The sequence below is a fragment of the Limnohabitans sp. genome (assembly GCF_044361985.1).
Taxonomy (GTDB): Bacteria; Pseudomonadota; Gammaproteobacteria; order Burkholderiales; family Burkholderiaceae_C; genus Limnohabitans_A.
On sequence record NZ_JBIKHV010000007.1, the window covers coordinates 16,173 to 34,142 of the forward strand.

General features: G+C 56.3%; 20 protein-coding genes and 1 riboswitch. Of the genes, 16 read left to right on the top strand and 4 right to left on the bottom strand.

Annotated features, from left to right (window positions below):
- The 6 genes from ccoO (at position 1) to ACIQ3A_RS02680 (ending at position 3,887) form a co-directional block, all read left to right on the top strand.
- Positions 1-627 carry a cytochrome-c oxidase, cbb3-type subunit II gene (ccoO, locus tag ACIQ3A_RS02655; protein WP_396430212.1) on the top strand — a complete coding sequence of 209 codons (627 nt, stop codon included), beginning with the start codon at positions 1-3 and terminating at the stop codon, positions 625-627.
- Positions 628-639: 12 nt separating this feature from the next.
- Positions 640-780 carry a cbb3-type cytochrome oxidase subunit 3 gene (locus tag ACIQ3A_RS02660; protein WP_396430213.1) on the top strand — a complete coding sequence of 47 codons (141 nt, stop codon included), beginning with the start codon at positions 640-642 and terminating at the stop codon, positions 778-780.
- Between the two features lie 36 nt (positions 781-816).
- Positions 817-1,734 (top strand): cytochrome-c oxidase, cbb3-type subunit III, encoded by a 918-nt coding sequence (gene ccoP / locus ACIQ3A_RS02665; protein ID WP_396430214.1) that lies wholly within the window; start codon positions 817-819, stop codon positions 1,732-1,734.
- Between the two features lie 72 nt (positions 1,735-1,806).
- On the top strand, positions 1,807-3,273 hold the full coding sequence (gene ccoG / locus ACIQ3A_RS02670) for a cytochrome c oxidase accessory protein CcoG (protein ID WP_396430215.1): 1,467 nt from the start codon (positions 1,807-1,809) through the stop codon (positions 3,271-3,273).
- A gap of 21 nt (positions 3,274-3,294) precedes the next feature.
- On the top strand, positions 3,295-3,570 hold the full coding sequence (locus ACIQ3A_RS02675) for a nitrogen fixation protein FixH (protein ID WP_396430216.1): 276 nt from the start codon (positions 3,295-3,297) through the stop codon (positions 3,568-3,570).
- 20 nt (positions 3,571-3,590) lie between these two features.
- Positions 3,591-3,887: a hypothetical protein gene (locus ACIQ3A_RS02680; RefSeq protein WP_396430217.1), complete on the top strand. Its 297-nt coding sequence runs from the start codon at positions 3,591-3,593 to the stop codon at positions 3,885-3,887.
- A gap of 59 nt (positions 3,888-3,946) precedes the next feature.
- On the opposite strand, the gene fnr is transcribed toward ACIQ3A_RS02680, so the two are convergent.
- The gene (gene fnr / locus ACIQ3A_RS02685) at positions 3,947-4,669 is read right to left on the bottom strand and encodes a fumarate/nitrate reduction transcriptional regulator Fnr (RefSeq protein ID WP_396430218.1); all 723 of its coding nucleotides are present in this window, start codon (positions 4,667-4,669) and stop codon (positions 3,947-3,949) included.
- Positions 4,670-4,876: 207 nt separating this feature from the next.
- Here fnr and hemN point away from each other — a divergent pair, with 207 nt between their 5' ends.
- Entirely contained in the window at positions 4,877-6,259 is a 1,383-nt protein-coding gene (gene hemN / locus ACIQ3A_RS02690) for an oxygen-independent coproporphyrinogen III oxidase (RefSeq protein WP_396430219.1), read from the top strand.
- Between the two features lie 68 nt (positions 6,260-6,327).
- Positions 6,328-7,008, top strand: a complete 681-nt coding sequence (locus ACIQ3A_RS02695; RefSeq protein ID WP_396430220.1) for a sulfite exporter TauE/SafE family protein — start codon at positions 6,328-6,330, stop codon at positions 7,006-7,008.
- Between the two features lie 29 nt (positions 7,009-7,037).
- Here ACIQ3A_RS02695 and ACIQ3A_RS02700 read toward each other — a convergent pair whose 3' ends face one another.
- From ACIQ3A_RS02700 to ACIQ3A_RS02710, 3 genes are all read right to left on the bottom strand, one after another.
- On the bottom strand, positions 7,038-7,853 hold the full coding sequence (locus ACIQ3A_RS02700; RefSeq protein ID WP_396430221.1) for a sulfite exporter TauE/SafE family protein: 816 nt from the start codon (positions 7,851-7,853) through the stop codon (positions 7,038-7,040).
- A gap of 249 nt (positions 7,854-8,102) precedes the next feature.
- Positions 8,103-8,429: a cell division protein ZapA gene (locus ACIQ3A_RS02705; RefSeq protein WP_396430222.1), complete on the bottom strand. Its 327-nt coding sequence runs from the start codon at positions 8,427-8,429 to the stop codon at positions 8,103-8,105.
- Positions 8,426-8,656, bottom strand: a complete 231-nt coding sequence (locus ACIQ3A_RS02710) for a DUF904 domain-containing protein (protein WP_396430223.1) — start codon at positions 8,654-8,656, stop codon at positions 8,426-8,428. Before ACIQ3A_RS02710 ends, ACIQ3A_RS02705 begins: the two co-directional genes overlap by 4 nt.
- Positions 8,657-8,728: 72 nt before the next feature.
- A riboswitch (cobalamin riboswitch) is annotated at positions 8,729-8,977 on the top strand.
- A gap of 67 nt (positions 8,978-9,044) precedes the next feature.
- On the opposite strand from ACIQ3A_RS02710, the gene ACIQ3A_RS02715 reads away from it, so the two are divergent.
- The 8 genes from ACIQ3A_RS02715 (at position 9,045) to ACIQ3A_RS02750 (ending at position 17,956) form a co-directional block, all read left to right on the top strand.
- The gene (locus tag ACIQ3A_RS02715; RefSeq protein WP_396430224.1) at positions 9,045-11,027 is read left to right on the top strand and encodes a TonB-dependent receptor domain-containing protein; all 1,983 of its coding nucleotides are present in this window, start codon (positions 9,045-9,047) and stop codon (positions 11,025-11,027) included.
- A gap of 3 nt (positions 11,028-11,030) precedes the next feature.
- Positions 11,031-11,837 carry an ABC transporter substrate-binding protein gene (locus tag ACIQ3A_RS02720; protein ID WP_396430225.1) on the top strand — a complete coding sequence of 269 codons (807 nt, stop codon included), beginning with the start codon at positions 11,031-11,033 and terminating at the stop codon, positions 11,835-11,837.
- A gap of 64 nt (positions 11,838-11,901) precedes the next feature.
- Positions 11,902-12,807, top strand: coding sequence for an ABC transporter substrate-binding protein (locus ACIQ3A_RS02725; protein WP_396430226.1), 906 nt, complete (start codon positions 11,902-11,904; stop codon positions 12,805-12,807).
- Positions 12,804-13,808 (top strand): FecCD family ABC transporter permease, encoded by a 1,005-nt coding sequence (locus ACIQ3A_RS02730; protein WP_396430227.1) that lies wholly within the window; start codon positions 12,804-12,806, stop codon positions 13,806-13,808. Before ACIQ3A_RS02725 ends, ACIQ3A_RS02730 begins: the two co-directional genes overlap by 4 nt.
- Positions 13,805-14,596: an ABC transporter ATP-binding protein gene (locus ACIQ3A_RS02735; RefSeq protein WP_396430228.1), complete on the top strand. Its 792-nt coding sequence runs from the start codon at positions 13,805-13,807 to the stop codon at positions 14,594-14,596. Before ACIQ3A_RS02730 ends, ACIQ3A_RS02735 begins: the two co-directional genes overlap by 4 nt.
- 162 nt (positions 14,597-14,758) lie before the next feature.
- Positions 14,759-15,973 (top strand): efflux RND transporter periplasmic adaptor subunit, encoded by a 1,215-nt coding sequence (locus ACIQ3A_RS02740; protein WP_396430229.1) that lies wholly within the window; start codon positions 14,759-14,761, stop codon positions 15,971-15,973.
- Between the two features lie 17 nt (positions 15,974-15,990).
- Positions 15,991-17,223 carry an FtsX-like permease family protein gene (locus ACIQ3A_RS02745; RefSeq protein ID WP_396430230.1) on the top strand — a complete coding sequence of 411 codons (1,233 nt, stop codon included), beginning with the start codon at positions 15,991-15,993 and terminating at the stop codon, positions 17,221-17,223.
- A gap of 19 nt (positions 17,224-17,242) precedes the next feature.
- Entirely contained in the window at positions 17,243-17,956 is a 714-nt protein-coding gene (locus ACIQ3A_RS02750) for an ABC transporter ATP-binding protein (protein WP_396430231.1), read from the top strand.
- The last annotated feature ends 14 nt before the right edge of the window (positions 17,957-17,970 follow it).

A 17,970-nucleotide genomic window follows, 5' to 3' on the forward strand; every position in this document is an offset into this window, starting at 1 on the left:
ATGTCTCAAAATCCAAAATCGGGCGGTCTCTCCCATGAAAAAATCGAGACCAACAACTTCCTGATGATCGTGCTGATCTTGGTTGTGTTGCTGGTTGGCGGCATGGTCGAGATCGTGCCCCTGTTCTTCCAGAAGTCCACCACCCAGCCACTGGAAGGTCTCAAGCCTTACAACGCGCTGCAAGTGGCCGGGCGTGATGTTTATGTGCGTGAAGGTTGTTACAACTGTCACTCGCAGATGATCCGCCCCTTCCGAGCCGAAACATTGCGCTATGGCGCTTACTCTGTAGCGGGTGAGTTTGTGTACGACCATCCCTTCCAGTGGGGCTCCAAACGCACCGGTCCTGACTTGGCACGTGTGGGCGGTCGTTACAGCGACGAATGGCACCGCATTCACCTGAACAACCCGCGTGATCTGGTTCCGGAATCCAACATGCCCGCCTATTCCTGGCTCGAAAAAACCGCTGTGGACGGCGCCAGTTTGCCGACACACATGAAAGGCTTACGCACTTTGGGCGCGCCTTACAGCGATGAAGAAATTGCCAAGGCCTCAGAAGACGTCAAGGGCAAGACCGAAATGGACGCGGTGATTGCCTACTTGCAAGGCATGGGCATTCATCGCAAATAAACGGAGCAGAACATGGACATCAATACCTTGCGCTCTATCGTGACTGTTGTGACCTTTGTCATTTTCTTGGCCATCGTGTGGTGGGCGTTGTCTCGCCGTAACCGTGCCGACTTTGACGAAGCCGCCCAGCTGCCTTTTCGGCAGGATGACTGAATTGTCCTCAGCACATAAAAAATCAAAGGAATAAAAATGAGTGACTTCATCAGCAATTTCTGGCACTTGTATGTGGCCGGCATCACGCTGGTCAGCATCATCGCCTGTCTGATCCTGCTTTGGTTCAGCGGAAAAGCCAAGGCCATGACCGCCAATGACAACACCACAGGCCATGTCTGGGATGGTGACCTGCGCGAAATGAACAACCCATTGCCACGTTGGTGGGTGGGCCTATTTGTCATCACCATCGTGTTCGCGCTGGTTTATCTGGCCATGTACCCGGGCGTTGGCAATCTGCCTGGAAAGTTTGGCTGGACGTCCGCGGGTCAATACGATGCAGAGGTGGCCAAGGCCAATGCCGAAGTGGCCCCTTTGTACGCCAAGTTTTCGGGCATGTCGCCTGAAGATGTATCCAAAGACCCTCAGGCACAAGCCATCGGTAACCGTCTGTTCATGAACAACTGCGCCCAGTGCCATGGCTCAGACGCCCGTGGCAGCAAAGGCTTTCCTAATCTGGCGGACGGTGATTGGCTGTACGGTGGCACCCCAGAGATCATCAAGGCCTCCCTGGTCCAGGGTCGCAACGGCAACATGCCGCCGTTGGGCGCTGCAGTAGGCTCACCTGAAGACATTCGCAACGTGGCCCACTATGTGCTCAGCCTGTCGGGCAGTCCACACGACTCTTTGCGTGCTTCTTTGGGCAAGCCCAAGTTTGGTGTCTGCGCGGCTTGCCATGGTATGGACGGCAAGGGCAACCAAGCATTGGGCGCCCCCAACCTGACCGACGACATCTGGCTGCATGGCTGGGGTGAGAACGCCATTGTGAACATGATCAACAACGGCAAGGTCAACCAAATGCCTTCCCAGGCGGGCAAATTAACCGAAGGCCAGATCCATGTGCTGGCGTCTTATGTTTGGGCCTTGTCGAACAAGGCAGTGCCCGTTGGCAAATAAGGCGACAGGCCGACACAGTCACTGAGTCTGGACGCCCTTGATGGGCGTCCTGTGCATTGAAAGCAAATCATTTTGGACCCCCAGGAAAAAACTCCTCGCAAGATCGTGCCCATCGTCCCCGTGGTCGGTGCACCTGGTGTTGCGGATGAGGTGCAGATAAGGTCGCTTTACGAAGCGACCCAAAAAATTTACCCTCGCAGCGTGCATGGCATTTTTGCCAAATGGCGCTGGATCATGGTGGTCATCACGCAACTGGTTTTTTACGGCTTGCCTTGGCTTGAATGGGGCCAACGCCAGGCCGTGCTTTTTGACTTGGGCGCTCGGCGCTTTTATATTTTTGGTTTGGTCCTGTACCCGCAGGATTTCATTTACCTGACCGCAATCCTGGTCATCTCGGCATTTTCATTATTTTTGTTCACGGCCGTGGCCGGTCGCTTGTGGTGTGGCTATGCCTGTCCACAGACGGTGTACAGCGAAATCTTCATGTGGGTAGAACGCAAAATCGAAGGCGATCGCACGGCCCGCATGAAACTCGACGACGCCAGCATGTCGACCGAAAAACTGTTCAAGAAGTGGTACAAGCACATCGTTTGGCTGAGCATTTCCATGTGGACGGGGTTTACCTTTGTGGGTTATTTCACGCCCATCCATGATTTGGGCATGGCATTCTTCACGGTCAACATGAGTTCCTGGGAAGTCTTTTGGGTGTTTTTCTACGCCCTTGCGACCTATGGCAACGCGGGCTTCATGCGCGAGCAGGTCTGCAAATACATGTGCCCCTATGCGCGATTTCAAAGCGCCATGTTCGACAAGGACACCCTGATCGTCACCTACGATGCTGAGCGGGGTGAACCCCGCGGTGCACGATCCAAAAAATCCGATCCGGCTGCGCTCGGGCTGGGCGCCTGTGTGGACTGCAGCTTGTGTGTTCAGGTCTGCCCGACGGGCATCGACATACGCAAGGGACTTCAGTACGAATGCATTGGTTGCGGTGCCTGTGCCGATGTTTGCGATAACGTGATGGACAAAGTGGGTTATCCGCGTGGTTTGGTCAAATATTCCACCGAAAACGCCATGAAGAATCACTGGACGTCAGAACAAACCATGCGCCATGTGCTTCGGCCGCGTGTGTTGCTCTACATCGGCATTTTGAGCGTCGTGGTGTTGGCCTTGTTGACCAGTCTCGTTTTGAGAAAACCGTTCAAGGTGGATGTGGAGCGTGATCGATCTTCCTTAGCCCGGATTGTGTCCGGTGGCCACATCGAAAATGTTTACAGGCTGCAAATCATGAATGCTGCTGAAACGCCGCTTGATTTCCGATTGAGCGTTCAAGGTCTGCCCAACTTGTCTCTTGTAACCGCGCGGGACGTGCGGGTTGCGCCAACTGAATCGCTGTGGGTCGTGGCGCGTTTGCAGTTGCCTTACGATGCGGCACCTGCCGGGTCTCACCCGATTGTGTTCACGATCAATTCGGTGAATGAGGTGGGCCAGGTGCTTTCAGAGCTTCAGGAAAAATCGGTCTTTCTGGTGCCTCGTTGATACTTTTAAAAAGGCTTTTGCATGTCAAATTCAAGCGCTTCAAAATCCACTAACCATCCTTGGTGGTCGTATGGGCACGTTTGGCTCGTGATCTCGGGCCCGATGATTGTGGTGGTGGCTTCTTTCATCACGTTTTACTTGGCCGCTCACGGGCAAGACCCGGTGTTGACCCAGTACAACGGCGAAGCCGACCTGAAAACGCAAGACGCTCGTACAACTTTGGCACCCGCCATGCAGGCCAGAAACCATGCAGCCACGGGCACGTTGCCATCACCCGATTCCAATAAAAAACCTTGAGTGGTTTCGAGGAGACCTCTATGTTGGCAAAAAGAATGATGTGGATCGCCTGGCCTGCTTTTTTGGTAGCAGGTTTGCTGGAGATGCTGGTCTTTGGATTGGTCGATCCGCAGGATTTGCAGTGGTTCGGTCACCCGCTGGCGATGTCTCGCCAAGGTGTCTACACGCTGGCTTTTTTTGCTTTTTGGATTTTGACCCTGCTGTCGAGCGGGCTGACAGCGCTGTTATCGATGTCACCCTTTGAGGTCAACCGGTGCCCTGTGCCCATTGACGCAAGACCCACCGACTGTGCGCGGCAAGGAGAGGGTCGCTGCTGACTTGAATCGCCCAGATTCGCACAAGCCACTCGATCAACGCGTTGGCAAATGTCGTGGTTTCAATGGCAGTGGTTGTGGTTGGTGACCAAACGCTGCAGGGCTTCGGAGTCCAGAATACGAACATGCCTTTGCTTGACCTCGACAGTGCCATCTTCGACAAATTTGGAGAATGTCCGGCTGACGGTTTCCAGCTTCAGACCCAGGTAGCTGCCAATTTCTTCGCGGGTCATGCGCAAAATCAATTCTGATTGAGAGAAGCCACGATCGTGCAGACGCTGCACCAGGTTCAGCAAAAAGGCCGCCAGTCGTTCTTCTGCCCGCATGCTGCCCAGCAACAACATGACTCCGTGTTCTCGAACGATCTCGCGGCTCATGATTTTGTGCACGTGGTGCTGCAAGGCCGTCAGTTCTCTCGAAATTTCTTCAATTCGGTCAAAAGGCATCACGCAGACCTCGGCGTCCTCAAGTGCTACGGCATCGCAGCTGTGCTGGTCGTTCACGATTCCGTCCAAGCCAATGATCTCGCCCGCCATCTGAAAACCCGTCACTTGATCACGTCCATCCTCAGTGGCCAAGCAGGTTTTGAAAAAGCCGGTACGGATGGCATAGAGCGAGGTGAATTTTTCCCCGTTGGTGAACAAGGTCGTTCCCCGTTTGATTTTTCGTCGTACAGCAACCAGATCGTCAAGGCGGTTCAGGTCTTGTTCGGTCAGGCCCATGGGCATACACAACTCGCGCAAGTTGCAATTGGAGCAGGCGACTTTGATGGCTTGGGGATTCATGGTCTATCTCATGGATGGGTAATGGATTTGCCTTGGATCAAGCCTTGAGCTTAAACCGAAAAAAAGCCATAAGTTGGGGGTATACCCTTTCGATGCGGTGAATCATCTAAAACAAGTACGCTTTTTGACTTGGGTCAACACAATGGCTAAAGCAAAGCGTCACAGTCAACGCATTGCTTGTACACATCTGAATCAAGGGGCAGCTTCATGTCCGACATAACACCTGAATTACTGACTCGCTTCGATGTACCAGGCCCGCGGTACACCTCTTACCCGACAGCCGACCGATTTGTTGACGCTTTTGTTGAGGCTGACTATGTGCAGGCCCTTGATCAGCGCCGGTCGGGCAGGGTTGGCAAACAATTGCCGCTGTCCTTGTATGTGCACATCCCGTTTTGTGAGTCGCTTTGTTATTACTGCGCCTGCAACAAAATCATCACCAAACACAAAGAGCGATCGGCCGATTATTTGCGTTACCTGAGCAAAGAAGTCGAACTGCACGTCCGACATTTGGGCCCCGGCCAAACAGTCAGCCAGCTGCATTTAGGTGGTGGCACGCCTACCTTCATGAGCGATGACGAACTGCGCCAGCTGATGACCATGCTGCGCCACAATTTTAACTTTGTGCCCGGTGGTGAATATTCGGTAGAGGTAGATCCCCGCACCGTGGACGAAAACCGTCTGGCCATGCTCGCTGATTTGGGTTTCAACCGCTTGAGTTTTGGCGTTCAGGACTTCGACCCGGCTGTGCAAAAGGCGGTTCATCGCGTTCAGCCTGCAGAGCAAGTATTTCAATTGGTCGAGGCTGCGCGTCGTCTGGGTTTTGAATCGGTCAATCTGGACCTGATTTACGGCTTGCCGCTGCAAACACCTGAATCCTTTGACCGCACTTTGTTTCAGGTCAACCGCTTGCGACCTGACCGAATAGCACTGTATGCCTACGCGCATCTGCCTGAACGTTTCAAGCCACAGCGCCGTATTCATGCCGAAGATCTGCCTACCGGTAGTGACAAGGTGGTCATGCTGTCGCGCTCGCTGGACAGCTTGACCGATGCAGGCTACGTCTACATTGGCATGGACCACTTCGCCTTGCCCGAAGACACATTGGCGGTAGCCAAAAGACAAGGGCGTTTGCACCGCAATTTTCAGGGCTACAGCACGCAAGCGGATTGTGACCTCATCGCTTTGGGGGTTTCCTCGATTGGCCGCATCGGGACCACTTACAGCCAGAATGCCAAAACCATGGAAGAGTATGTTGATCTGCTCGACCAGGGACACTTTCCTGTTGTGAGAGGCTTGGCACTGACGCGCGACGACCTGATGCGCCGCTCGGTCATCATGGCCTTGATGTGTCAGGGGCACTTGCAGTACGAGGCCATCAACTTGGCCTGGTTGATTGATTTCAAAACTTATTTCTGCAAAGAAATGGGACAACTTGAAGAACTGCAGGCGCAAGGCCTGGTGCAGCTGAATGAGGCCGGCATTCAGGTCACGCCAATGGGCTGGTTTTTTGTGCGTGGCGTGGCCATGGTTTTTGACCGTTACATCCAGAGTGACCGCAGTCGAAGCCGCTATTCGAAAATCATTTGATGGGTGTGGGCCCAGCCCTCGGGTGGCATGAGGGACAATTCCAAGCAAGACCAACAAGCGGACATGCCATGCAAAGTTCTTTGGCCATCACGGCCTTGATGATGGGGGTGCTGGGTGGCCCCCATTGTGTGGCCATGTGCGGCGCCGCCTGTGCGGGTCTTGGCCAGGCTGCAGGCGAACGCCGTGGCCAAGCCTTGCTGGCTTTTCAGCTAGGACGCGTGGCTGGGTATTCTCTGTTGGGCGCTTTGGCGGCAGCCAGTGTGCAGGGCCTCGGTTGGTTGACGACACAGTCGGTCGCCATTCGCCCTGCTTGGACACTGCTGCACCTGGCTGCCCTGGCCCTCGGTGTTTTGTTGATGCTGCAGGCCAGGCAGCCCATTTGGCTCGAAGGTGCTGCGCGGCGATTGTGGAGCCGTGTGCGCGACTTCAACAAACGCTGGGGCAGGGCTGCACCCTGGGTGGTCGGCGGGCTCTGGGCCTTGATGCCCTGTGGTCTGCTTTACTCGGCCTTGATGGTGGCCGCCTTGACCAGCCAACCGCTTGAAGGCGCTGCCACCATGGCTTTGTTCGCTTTGGGCAGCAGCCTCAGCCTATGGGCTGGACCGTGGTTGTTTTTGCGCATGCAGTCGCTGGGCGATGGCGCCTGGGGCATGCGTGTGGCTGGCTTTGCTTTGGCCGCTGTGTCGGCTTGGGCTTTGTGGATGGGCTTGGTGCATGACCAGGCGCCGTGGTGCATTGCCCCCGTTTGAGGCAACAGCTTCATCGGCGTGACTAATCTTCAGGCTGACAAGCCCTTGTAGAGCATGTAAGCGGCCAGCAAATACAGCACGCTGGCAAATACGCGCTTGAGTTGTTTGACAGGCAGTTTGTGCGCAGTGGCCGCGCCCAGGGGGGCCATTAACACGCTGCAAACTGCAATTACCACCAGGGCAGGCAGCCACAGGTAGCCAAAACTGTGCTCTGGCAGGTTTTGCACGCCCTGGCCACTGACCACATAGCCCGCCACGTTGGCCAGTGCGATCGGAAAACCCAAGGCAGCACTGGTGGCCACGGCGTTGTGGATCGCCACATTGCACCAAGCCATGAAGGGCACGCTGATGAAGCCACCACCCGCACCGACAAGACCCGACAACAAGCCGATCAACCCACCTGCGCCCAACAAACCTGTAAACCCAGGCACCTGGCGGGAAGGCGCCGGCTTCTTGTCCAGAAACATTTGCGTTGCAGAAAACCCCACAAAAGCCGCAAAGAACAAGGCCAAGTAAGTGCCCTTGACGAACGAAAAAATGGCCAGGCTGCCGATCAGGCTGCCGATCACAATGCCCGGGGCCAGCCCTTTGACCAAGTCCCAGCGCACGGCTTTTTTCTTGTGGTGGGCACGCACACTGGACACCGACGTGAAAATGATGGTGGCCATGGACGTGGCGATCGCCATTTTGACGGCCAGGTCGGGGCTGACGCCACGGGCACTCAGCAAATACGTCAGGAACGGCACCATGATCATGCCCCCACCGATCCCCAAAAGGCCTGCCAGAAAGCCAGTGCAAAGCCCAAGAACAGCCAATTCGGCCAACAGCAGAGGTTCAATGATCATGTGCAAGGGGGGAGGTGAAAGATGGAAGGTGTCTGCGAGTGCCACCGGACCGGCATCCTGAACCGGGGTTCAGGTGGGCGAGGGCAGGCTGGCGTTGGGTTCATCTGACGCGAGATGATCACGCTCACCAGCTAATGTTCCAAGCCCGGCTCTAGGAGCATTGGTTCAAGGAAATATAAAGCCCGGCATGCACCGCAGACACCTCGATTGTAGGTCTTTATTAAGACCTGCATCAGAGGAATGTCTGGGTCAGATCAATTGACCGTCTTGTTCCAAAACCTGGTCAAGTCGCTTGAGCAGTTGAGTCAAGCGCAATTGCGAGTCTTCTGGAATATTTGACACGGCAGTTGTGGTCTTGGCGAGGCCCGACGAGGATTCGGGCAGATCAAATGCCAGGTTCAAGGCGGCCAACACGGCAATCCGGTCGCGCGCCTTGATCTTGCCGGCATCGCGTATCTTGCACATGGCCTCATCGACCTTGCTGACGGCTGCCAGCAAGCGCTCCTCGCCATCTACCGGGCAGCCAAGGATGTAACTTTGGCCCATGATCTGGACGTCTAATTGTTTGGTACTCATGCGGAGGCCTCAGGAGATGCGGGAGCGTTGGATGCGGGCAGGCGTTCGATGAGGGCATCCACGCGGGCTCTGGCTGCAGCCAGACGCGATTTGAGCTGATCACGTTCAAGGGTCAGAACTTGAACTTGTTGGGCCAGCAAAGCGTTGGTGCGTTGAAGCTCTTCGTGGCGCAGCAACAGATGATCCACACGCTCGGCAATTTGATCAATGGTGTCGGAATGGGCCATGGCAAACTCAGGAAAAAGAGGTTCACATTGTAGAGGGTAGGGCCATTTTGTAGGCTGCCAGACAGCTTACAACCTAAAATAGCCCCTGTTGGTGCTCGCGAAACCGGTTCACGGCTCGCAGTTCAACGGGAAGCAGGAGGGACAAGCCAACACGGCCCACCTAACCTGCGCTGCCCCCGCAACGGTAAACAGACGAGTTTTCAGTCACATGAGAACTCAGCTTTCATCTCAAACCACTGACCGCCCTGAAACAGGCGGTTGGGAAGGTGATGAAGGTCGCATCTGTCAGCCCGGATACCGGCCAACAAGGTGACCTGTCGCAAGACGGGTTGTAAAGCCCATGCACTGTCGGGGAAGGCGGTGAGGGCGATTGACTTGTTAGTTTTTTATGAAAAATTCATCACTTTTGCTGGCTGGCGTTGTCACGCTGGCTGTTTCATCCCATGCCCAGTCTGTTGACTCAACTGGATTACAACCTCATGAACTGACAGATCCCATCGTGATTTCAGCGTCTCGCGTGCCGCAACCGCGCTCTGCCGGATCAGTGGTGGTTGATGTCATCTCTCGCCAGCAAATTGAACAATCAGGTGCGTCCAACGTAGTTGAATTCTTGGACTCCGTCCCGGGGTTATCCGTAAATCGTTTGTATGGCCGGCTGGGCATTGATGCATCAGTGGACCTTGGCTACATGGGTGAGGCAGGCTCTCAAAACGTTCTCATCCTCGTTGATGGTCAGCGGGTCAACGGTATGGATTCCTCCGGCGTGCGTTTTGCGCAGGTCCCAATGAGCAGCATTGAACGTATCGAAATCCGCAAGGCTGGTGGCGGTGCACTTTATGGGGAGCGTGCCCAGGGGGGAGTGATAAATATCATTACACGTGCTGATGCTGCAAAAGAGGTTAGCCTTGGTCTTGGAAGCTTTGGGTATCGAAAAGCCGATGGATACCTAGGCTTCAAGACTGATGAATTTAGTGGTGGTCTTTCCTTGATGAGTGCACACTCGGACGGTCATCGTCAGCACAGCGATGCTCGTCAGGAAAGCGCACAGATTCGTATTTTTCACACATCGGCTCTGGGCAAGGTGTCCGTGACTGCCCGAGGTTTTGAGGAGACTGCCAACTTGCCGGGATCTTTAACCTCTGATGAATATGCAGCAGATCCGAAAAAAGCAAGCACATCTTATGCGCCCCATACACACCGTACAGGCAATTCTCTTGGCATCAAATACGATCGCTCTATAGGCGCTGAAGATTTGTTGACTGTCGACGTTTTGCACCAAACATCGAAAGATGAAAGCTACGGCACTTATTACTCTATGTGGAACGGCATGCAATTTGCCAACGCCTCTGCAAGCACCATAACCAACAAACGTATTTCCGTGAATCCTGAGTATCGAATGAAACTGGAAGTTGGACAACTTGTGTTCGGGGGCGAGTTTTCCGCTGCTGATGCCACTACGGATTCTGGCAAACAGGTTCACCGTTCAAGCGAGTCTGCCTATGTTCAAGCGATGCGACCCATGGGGTATGGAATCACGCTGGATGGCGGCGCACGCACACAGCAAGTGCATAGCGATTTCCAAAAATCAACAACAGATACACAAACTGGTTCAAGTGACCAGAAAAATGCTGTTTCTGCTGGCTTGAAGGCGCAACTTTCAGACGCAACTTCTTTGCGGGTGGGAGCCCTGACCGGGTTCAGATTTGCCAATGCTGACGAGTTGTACTTGTTTGACAGAGGCACTTTTGCCATGCTCGAAATTAATCCCAATCTGCGCCCAATGACTACCCGTGAATATTTCTTGCAAGCAGAGCAGAAATACTCAAGTGGAAAGGTGGAGGCGCATTACCGGCACATCAAAGCCAAGGATGAAATTGGCTACCAAGAAATTTGTGGATCGGTTGGTCCAACGTTGGCGTCATGCAACGCCAACTTGTATGACACAACCAGGTCCATTTTCTCTATTGCATCCGAATGGTCGGTGACGGCAACCCTTTCGGTTAAAGCTTCGGTTGACTTCATCAATGCCAAAATTGCAACAGGGAGCAATGCAGGCAATCGGTTGCCAATGACACCGAAAGAGGTTGCTCGCATCACTGCTGAGCAGCGATTCCAGGACTTTTCAGTGATGGCTTCATCGCATTACCGCAGTAACATGATCCAAGCGAGCGATCAAAGCATCTCCAATCCGGTGATTCCTTCGCGAAATCTGATCGATTTGGGTGCAAAAAAACAATTGAGCAAAACCATCTCAATGTCTGCATGGATTCGCAATCTGACAAATAAGAACTACTACGACTATGCAAGTGGTAATGGTATTTATCCTGCTGATCCCCGTGGCTTCTACCTGAACATCAAGGCCGGTCTGTAATCAATGCAGCCTGCTCTTACCCCCCAACGCATCGTCTGCCTCACTGAGGAGACAACCGAATGGCTTTACCTTTTGGGGCAGGAGCAGCGCATTGTGGGCATTTCGGGGTACACGGTGCGCCCGCGTCGGGCCCGGGAAGAAAAGCCCAAGGTCAGTGCTTTTTTGAGCGCCAAGATCGACAAGATCCTGGCGCTCAAACCCGATTGCGTGTTCGGATTTTCAGACCTGCAGGCCGATATCGCTGCCCTGCTGATCAAAGCTGGGGTGCAAGTCACCGTGTTCAACCAGCGCAGCATCGAAGAAATTTTTTCGATGCTTTACCAAGTTGCGGCCATGGTGGGCCAGGTTGATCAGGGCATGGCGCGACTACAGGCCATGCGCCAAGAACTGGATGCGATCCAATACAAGGCTGCGGGCTTCAAGCGCCGTCCCAAAGTTTTTTTTGAAGAGTGGGACGAGCCACACATCAGCGGCATTCGCTGGGTGTCGGAGTTGATGGGGATTGCAGGAGGTGACGACGTTTTCCCCGAGTTGGCTGTTCAGTCCATGGGCCGTGACCGCATCATTGCCGATGGGCAAACCATCATTGACCGTGCGCCTGACATCATCATTGGCTCTTGGTGCGGCAAGAAATTCAGGCCCGAAAAGGTCGCCGCCAGAGCAGGTTGGCAAGACGTGCCTGCTGTGCGTACGGGGCATATTTTTGAAATCAAGTCGGCTGATATTTTGCAGCCCGGACCTGCGGCACTCACCGATGGTGTGGCGCAGATGCACCGCATTTTCAGCCAGTGGGAAGCGCAGCATGCTTGAATGCCAACCAAGGTGCAAGGGACTAGCGGGAGGATTTAAAAAATGGATTCCCACATGCGTGAAGATGCTCAGGCACTTTTCAAGGGCCTTGGCTTTTGTACCTTGGCTGATTCAATCGGCGCAAGCCGTGACTGTGGTGGATGATCGCCAACAAAAAATACAGATCTCCCAAGCCCCGCAACGCATCGTGAGTTTGCTGCCATCGCTCACCGAAACCGTCTGCGCCTTGAACCAGTGCCACAAGTTGGTGGGCCTGGACCGGTATTCCAACTGGCCCGCATCGGTCAAAAATTTGCCTCGCGTGGGTGGCGGATTGGACCCCAACATCGAGAGCATCGTCGCGCTCAAGCCCGACCTGGTACTGGCAGCTGGCTCGACTCGGGGTGCAGACCGCTTGCAGGCCTTGGGCCTGACCGTGCTTCGCCTGGAGCCACGCAATCACGAAGATGCGCAGCGTGTTTGGCACACCGTGGGGCAGGCGCTGCATGTGCCCACTGCCGACAGTGACCGTGCCTGGCAAGGCATCCAGGCCGGTGTGCAAACTGCAGTTCAGTCGCTGCTGCCAAAGGCACGCCAGCAACGTGTTTACTTTGAAGTCAGCCCTGCGCCCTATGGGGCAAGCGAGGCCTCCTTTATTGGCGAGACGCTCACGCGCATGGGCGTGAGCAATATTTTGCCCGCGTCCATGGGGCCATTTCCACTGGTCAACCCCGAGTGGGTTGTGCAGGCAAAACCCGACGTGATCATGGTGGGTGACAGCAGTCGAATCAGCATGTCCCAACGCCCAGGTTGGTCGGGCTTGCGTGCCATGCAAGGACAGCGCCTGTGCGTGTTTAAACAAGATGAATCAGACATGTTGGTGCGTGCCGGGCCGCGCATGGCCGAAGGTGCACGGCTGATGGCTGACTGCTTGAACCGTGCAGCAACCGATGTTGCGACCGCCTTGATTAAGCCTGGGATAGGAAGATGAACCAGGCTGTTCTTGCCACCCGATGGGCGCTGTTTCTTATGGCCATCGGCGTGAGCTTGATTTTGCTCGGCACTGCTGCGGGCAGTCAGGGCTGGAATGCCTGGTGGCAGGTTCAATCGGATCCGGTTTTTCGCCAGATTGTGCTGGACATTCGTTTGCCGAGAAGCCTGGGGGCCTGGTTGGGTGGGGCCTTGTTGGGTTTGGCCGGTGCGGTGGCACAAGGCCTGTTTCGCAACCCGCTGGCTGATCCGTATTTGCTGGGCAGCGCCACGGGGGCTTCTGTGGGTGTAGCCACATACCTCAGCCTGCTGGGCGGCAGCACCTGGACCCTGAGCGCATGGCTTGGCTTGGGCCTGACAGGCGCTGCATTTACAGGTGCTGTGTTGGCAGTGGGGCTGACTTTGCTGCTGGCACGCGGGGTGCAGCAGACCCTGCGCCTGCTGTTGGCAGGCGTGGTGGTGGGTGTGGTGCTGGGCGCAGTGACTTCCTTGATGACTTTGCTTCAGCCACAGGTCTTGCAGGCCATGCAGGGCTTCATGCTCGGTTCGACCGCTTTTTTGAGCTGGCAGGCCTGCGTGACGCTGGCTGTGGTGTTGACCTTGTGCCTGGCCATGGCCTGGACATTTGCCAGCGTGTTGGATGCGCTCTCGCTGGGTGAGTCCACAGCACAAAGCCTGGGCATGCCCTTGCCCTTGGCTCGGGTGGTGTTGGTGGCTGTGGTTTCTTTGGCCACGGGCGCTGCGGTGGCGCACATCGGTCTGGTGGCTTTTGTGGGTTTGGCCGCGCCACATCTGGTGCATTCGCTTGTGCGCTGCACGCACGCTTGGCGCTTGCTGTTGTCCACGCTCATGGGTGGCGCCTTGCTGGTGTTGGCCGATGTGGCGGCCCGAGTACTGTTTGCCCCACAAGAGTTGCCCGTGGGCGTGCTCACGGCCGTGCTGGGTGGTGGGTATTTGCTGTGGCGTGTTTACCGTGATGCCAATGCCGGAGCAAGCGCATGACACATGCCCTGCAAACGGTGGATCTGAACGCCTCGCTGGGAGGGCGCAGAGTGCTGAACGGCATCAGTTTGCAAATCGCTGCTGGCCGCTGGACCTGTGTGGTGGGCCCCAACGGCGCTGGCAAGTCCAGCTTGCTGAAAGCCCTGGGAGGGTTGTTGCCGCACAACGGTCAGGTGTTGTGGCATGGCCAGCCACTCGAACAGTTGTCGCGCCGTGAACGTGCACTGCAATTGTCTTGGCTGGGACAGGGCGAAGCGAGCACGCTCGACTTGCGCGTGTGGGACGTTGCCATGCTCGGCCGTCTGCCGCATCAAGGCTGGCTGGGTACGCCCAGTGATCAAGACACGCAAATGGTCAAAGCCGCGCTCAAGGCCACGCGGGCGTGGGACTGGCGAGAACGCACCCTGAACGAGCTATCGGGTGGTGAGCGACAACGTGTCCTGCTTGCCCGTGCCATGGCGGGCAATGCGCCCATCATGCTGATGGACGAGCCACTGGCCAACCTCGATCCACCGCACCAAGTGGACTGGCTGGAGCAAGTGCACTGCCTGCTGGCCCAGGGCACCACTGTGGTCAGTGTGTTGCACGAGATAGCGATGGCGCTGCACGCAGACGACATCTTGGTGATGGCCGAAGGGCGGGTGATCCACCATGGCGCAAGCCATGAGACAGCCACCCATACCGCCATCGAAGCTGTGTTTGACCACCGCATCAGCATCCATGCGCTGGCTGGGCAGTGGGTAGTGCTTCCGCGGACCGATCAAGGTTGTGCTGCTCCCACACGCTGAATACATCTATCGGTCAGGATAGATGGCCAGAAAATAATGCCCAGCACAAAAAGCGCGAAGGCAATGCTTTTTCGAATGAATCAAAAGTGACCTGGATCAAGTCGTAGTGCCTCATGTCGAGGCCTAATGACAGCCGATTCTTCGGTCATTTTGGAAACATTCATGGAAACTTGGCGCAGCACTCGCAGACTCTGGCTGCTCGGCGGCGCATTGCTGGCGGTGCTATTGGGGCTTGGCGCATGGCTGTGGTCTCCTGTCACCGTGCCTGTGCAGGTGCTCAAGCCTCGTGAGCTGGTGCACAGCGTGGTTGCAACAGCCACATTCCAAACACAGCATCGGGCCAATGCAGGCGTTCAGATCGCTGGCAAGGTGTTGGCGGTCCCTGTGAAAGAAGGTGAGCGCTTCCAGCAAGGGCAGACCTTGCTGCAACTTGATGACAGCGAAACGCGTTCGGCCTTGGCTGCTGCCGAGTTGGCTGTTCAGCAGGCTGAATTCAAATTGCGCCAATGGCGCGAGGTGCAAGCGCCTAGCGCGCGTGCAAGTGAGCAGCAGGCCCGTGCAAACCTGGTCCAGACCCGTGCACAGTTGACACGTCAGCAAGATTTGTTTCGCCAGGGCTTCATTGGTCAGGCTGCACTGGATGAAGCCATGCGACTCTTTCAGGTGGCCCAGGCTCAAGCCTTGACGGCCCAGGCACAGCGCCAGGCCAACGAAGACGAAGGTGTTGAGCAATCTCTTGCCCAAAGCACGCTGGTGTTGGCGCGCACCAATGCCCAGGCCGCCAAAGCGCGCTTGTCTTACACCCTTCTGCAGGCCCCTTTTGATGGCCTCTTGGTCAACCGCAATGTCGAGCCCGGTGACATGGTTCAGCCAGGCAAGACCTTGTTGCTGCTCGCGCCCAATGGGCTGACAGAGTTGGTGGCGCAGATCGATGAGCGCAATTTGTCATTACTGCGGCTCGGCCAAGCTGCAATGGCTTCGGCCGATGCCTTTGCGCAACAGCGTTTTGCCGCTGTGGTCAGCGCCATTGCGCCAGGGGTGGATGCGCAGCGGGGATCGGTTCAGGTCAAGCTTCAGGTGGCTGCGCCACCCGACTACCTGCGGCAGGACATGACCGTTTCGGTTGAAATCGAGGTAGGGCGTCAAGCCGCTGCGTTGGCTGTGCCGATTGAGGCCGTACACGAGTCCGACTCTGCGCACCCTTGGGTGTGGCGCGTTACGGCAGCGTCAAGGCTGGAGCGCGCTCCGGTGACATTGGGTCTGCGCAGTGGTGCGTGGGTTCAGTTGCTCACAGGTGTCGAAGCGGGGCAACGGGTGTTGGCCACGGCGGGAGCGGGTTTGCGCGAAGCTCAGCGCGTGCGTCCAAGCCAGTCTTGAGACTCTGGAGCCATGCGATGCTGTTAAGCCGCCTGCAACCCTTTGAGTGGATTGTGGCTTCGCGCTTTTTGCGCGAAGGCCGCATGCAAAGCCTGTTCATCACCGTGGGTGTGGCGATTGGTGTGGCCGTGATCGTGTTCATGTCGGCACTGCTGCAGGGTTTGCAAGCGAACCTGGTCAAGCGCGTGTTGACCGCGCAGCCCCACATTCAAATTCTGCCGCCCAAGGAAAAGGTGCGCATTCAGCATGGTCAGGACGGTGCCTTGCATGCCGATCAGATTCAGGCACCGCTGCAGCGCCTCAAGTCGATCGACCAGTGGCAGGCGGTGCTCAATCTGCTGCGGTCCATGCCCGATGTGCGTGTGGCTTCCCCGGCCGTCACAGGCTCGACGTTCATCATGAGAGGAGCTGCCAGTCGTTCCCTCAGCCTGACTGCGGTCAACCTGGCGCTTTACCAGCAAATTGTGAACCTGAGCGACAAAGTCGTGGCGGGTCAAGCCCGGCTCGGCACCAACGACATATTGATCGGCACCGAACTGGCGGCTGACATGGGGGTGGGTGTCGGAGACAAGCTCTTGGTGCAGTCGGCCACCGGGGCGAGCAACCATTTTGTAATTGCCGGCATTCTTGATCTGGGCAACAAGGGGGCCAATCAACGCACTGGCTATGTGTCTTTGCACAGTGGCCAGAGTTTGCTGGGTTATCCCGGGGGCGTGACCAGCATCGACATCACGCTGCACGATGTGTATGCGGCCGAAGTGGTGGCCCAGCGCATTCAAACGCAAACCCACTTGCAGGCGGACAGCTGGATCAAGAACAACGCGCAGTTTTTCAGCGCCGTGAAATCACAGAGTTTGGCCAACACCGCCATTCGTTTCTTCGTGGGTTTGTCGGTGGCTTTTGGCATTGCCAGTGTGTTGGTGGTCTCTGTGGTGCAACGCTCCAAGGAAATCGGCATCCTGCGTGCCATGGGCATTTCACGGGGACAGGTCATGCGGATATTTTTGTTGCAAGGAGGCTTGCTGGGGCTGGGCGGCGCTGTAGTGGGCTGTGCCTTGGGCATTCTGTCATTGCAGTTGTGGTTGCAAATAGCCCGAACGCCGGAAGGCACCCCGATGTTTGCAGTGACCACTGACTTTTGGATGCTGTCCGGGGCCTTGGTCCTGGCCACGCTCAGCGGTCTGCTGGCCGCCTTGGCACCTGCCTTAAGGGCCGCCCGACTCGACCCGGTGGTCGCGATTCGCGGTTAAAGCCATGGAGCAAATCCCCTTGAACAGCTCGACTGAAGCTGCGCGGTCAGCCAATCCGCCTATCGTGCAACTGAGCAAGGTGCACAAGTCATTCAATGTCGGGGAACCCACCGAAGTGGAGGTGTTGCACGGAATTGACCTGGTATTGCGTGCCGGCGAATTCGTGGCGGTGATGGGCCCCTCCGGTTCAGGCAAAAGCACACTGCTCAACATCGTGGGCCTGCTGGACCGCCCCACGCTCGGGCAGTTGCAGATCACCGGGCTGGAAACCACCACGCTGGACGACAAAGCCCTGACGCAACTGCGCGGGCGCAGCATCGGTTTCGTATTTCAATACCACCATCTGATCGGGGCTTTCAGTGCCCTGGAAAACGTGATGCTGCCCATGGTGGGCATGCAGGGTTACCCGACAGCGGCCATCGAAAAACGCGCATTGGACTTGATGGACAGCGTGGGTTTGCTGAAGTGGCGCGACAACCCCGCCACCCTGCTGTCAGGGGGTCAGCAGCAGCGTGTGGCTGTTGCCCGCGCCTTGATCATGCAACCTGCCTTGTTGCTGGCAGACGAGCCCACAGGCAACCTGGACACCAAAAGTGCCGATGCCGTGTTTGAACTGTTTCGACAAGTCAACCGTGATCAGGGCACCGCGGTGCTGTTGGTGACCCACAACCCGCAGATGGCCCAACGCTGTGACCGCATCATCCAGGTCGTTGATGGCATGGTGTCCGGTTGATGCAGCCACTTGTG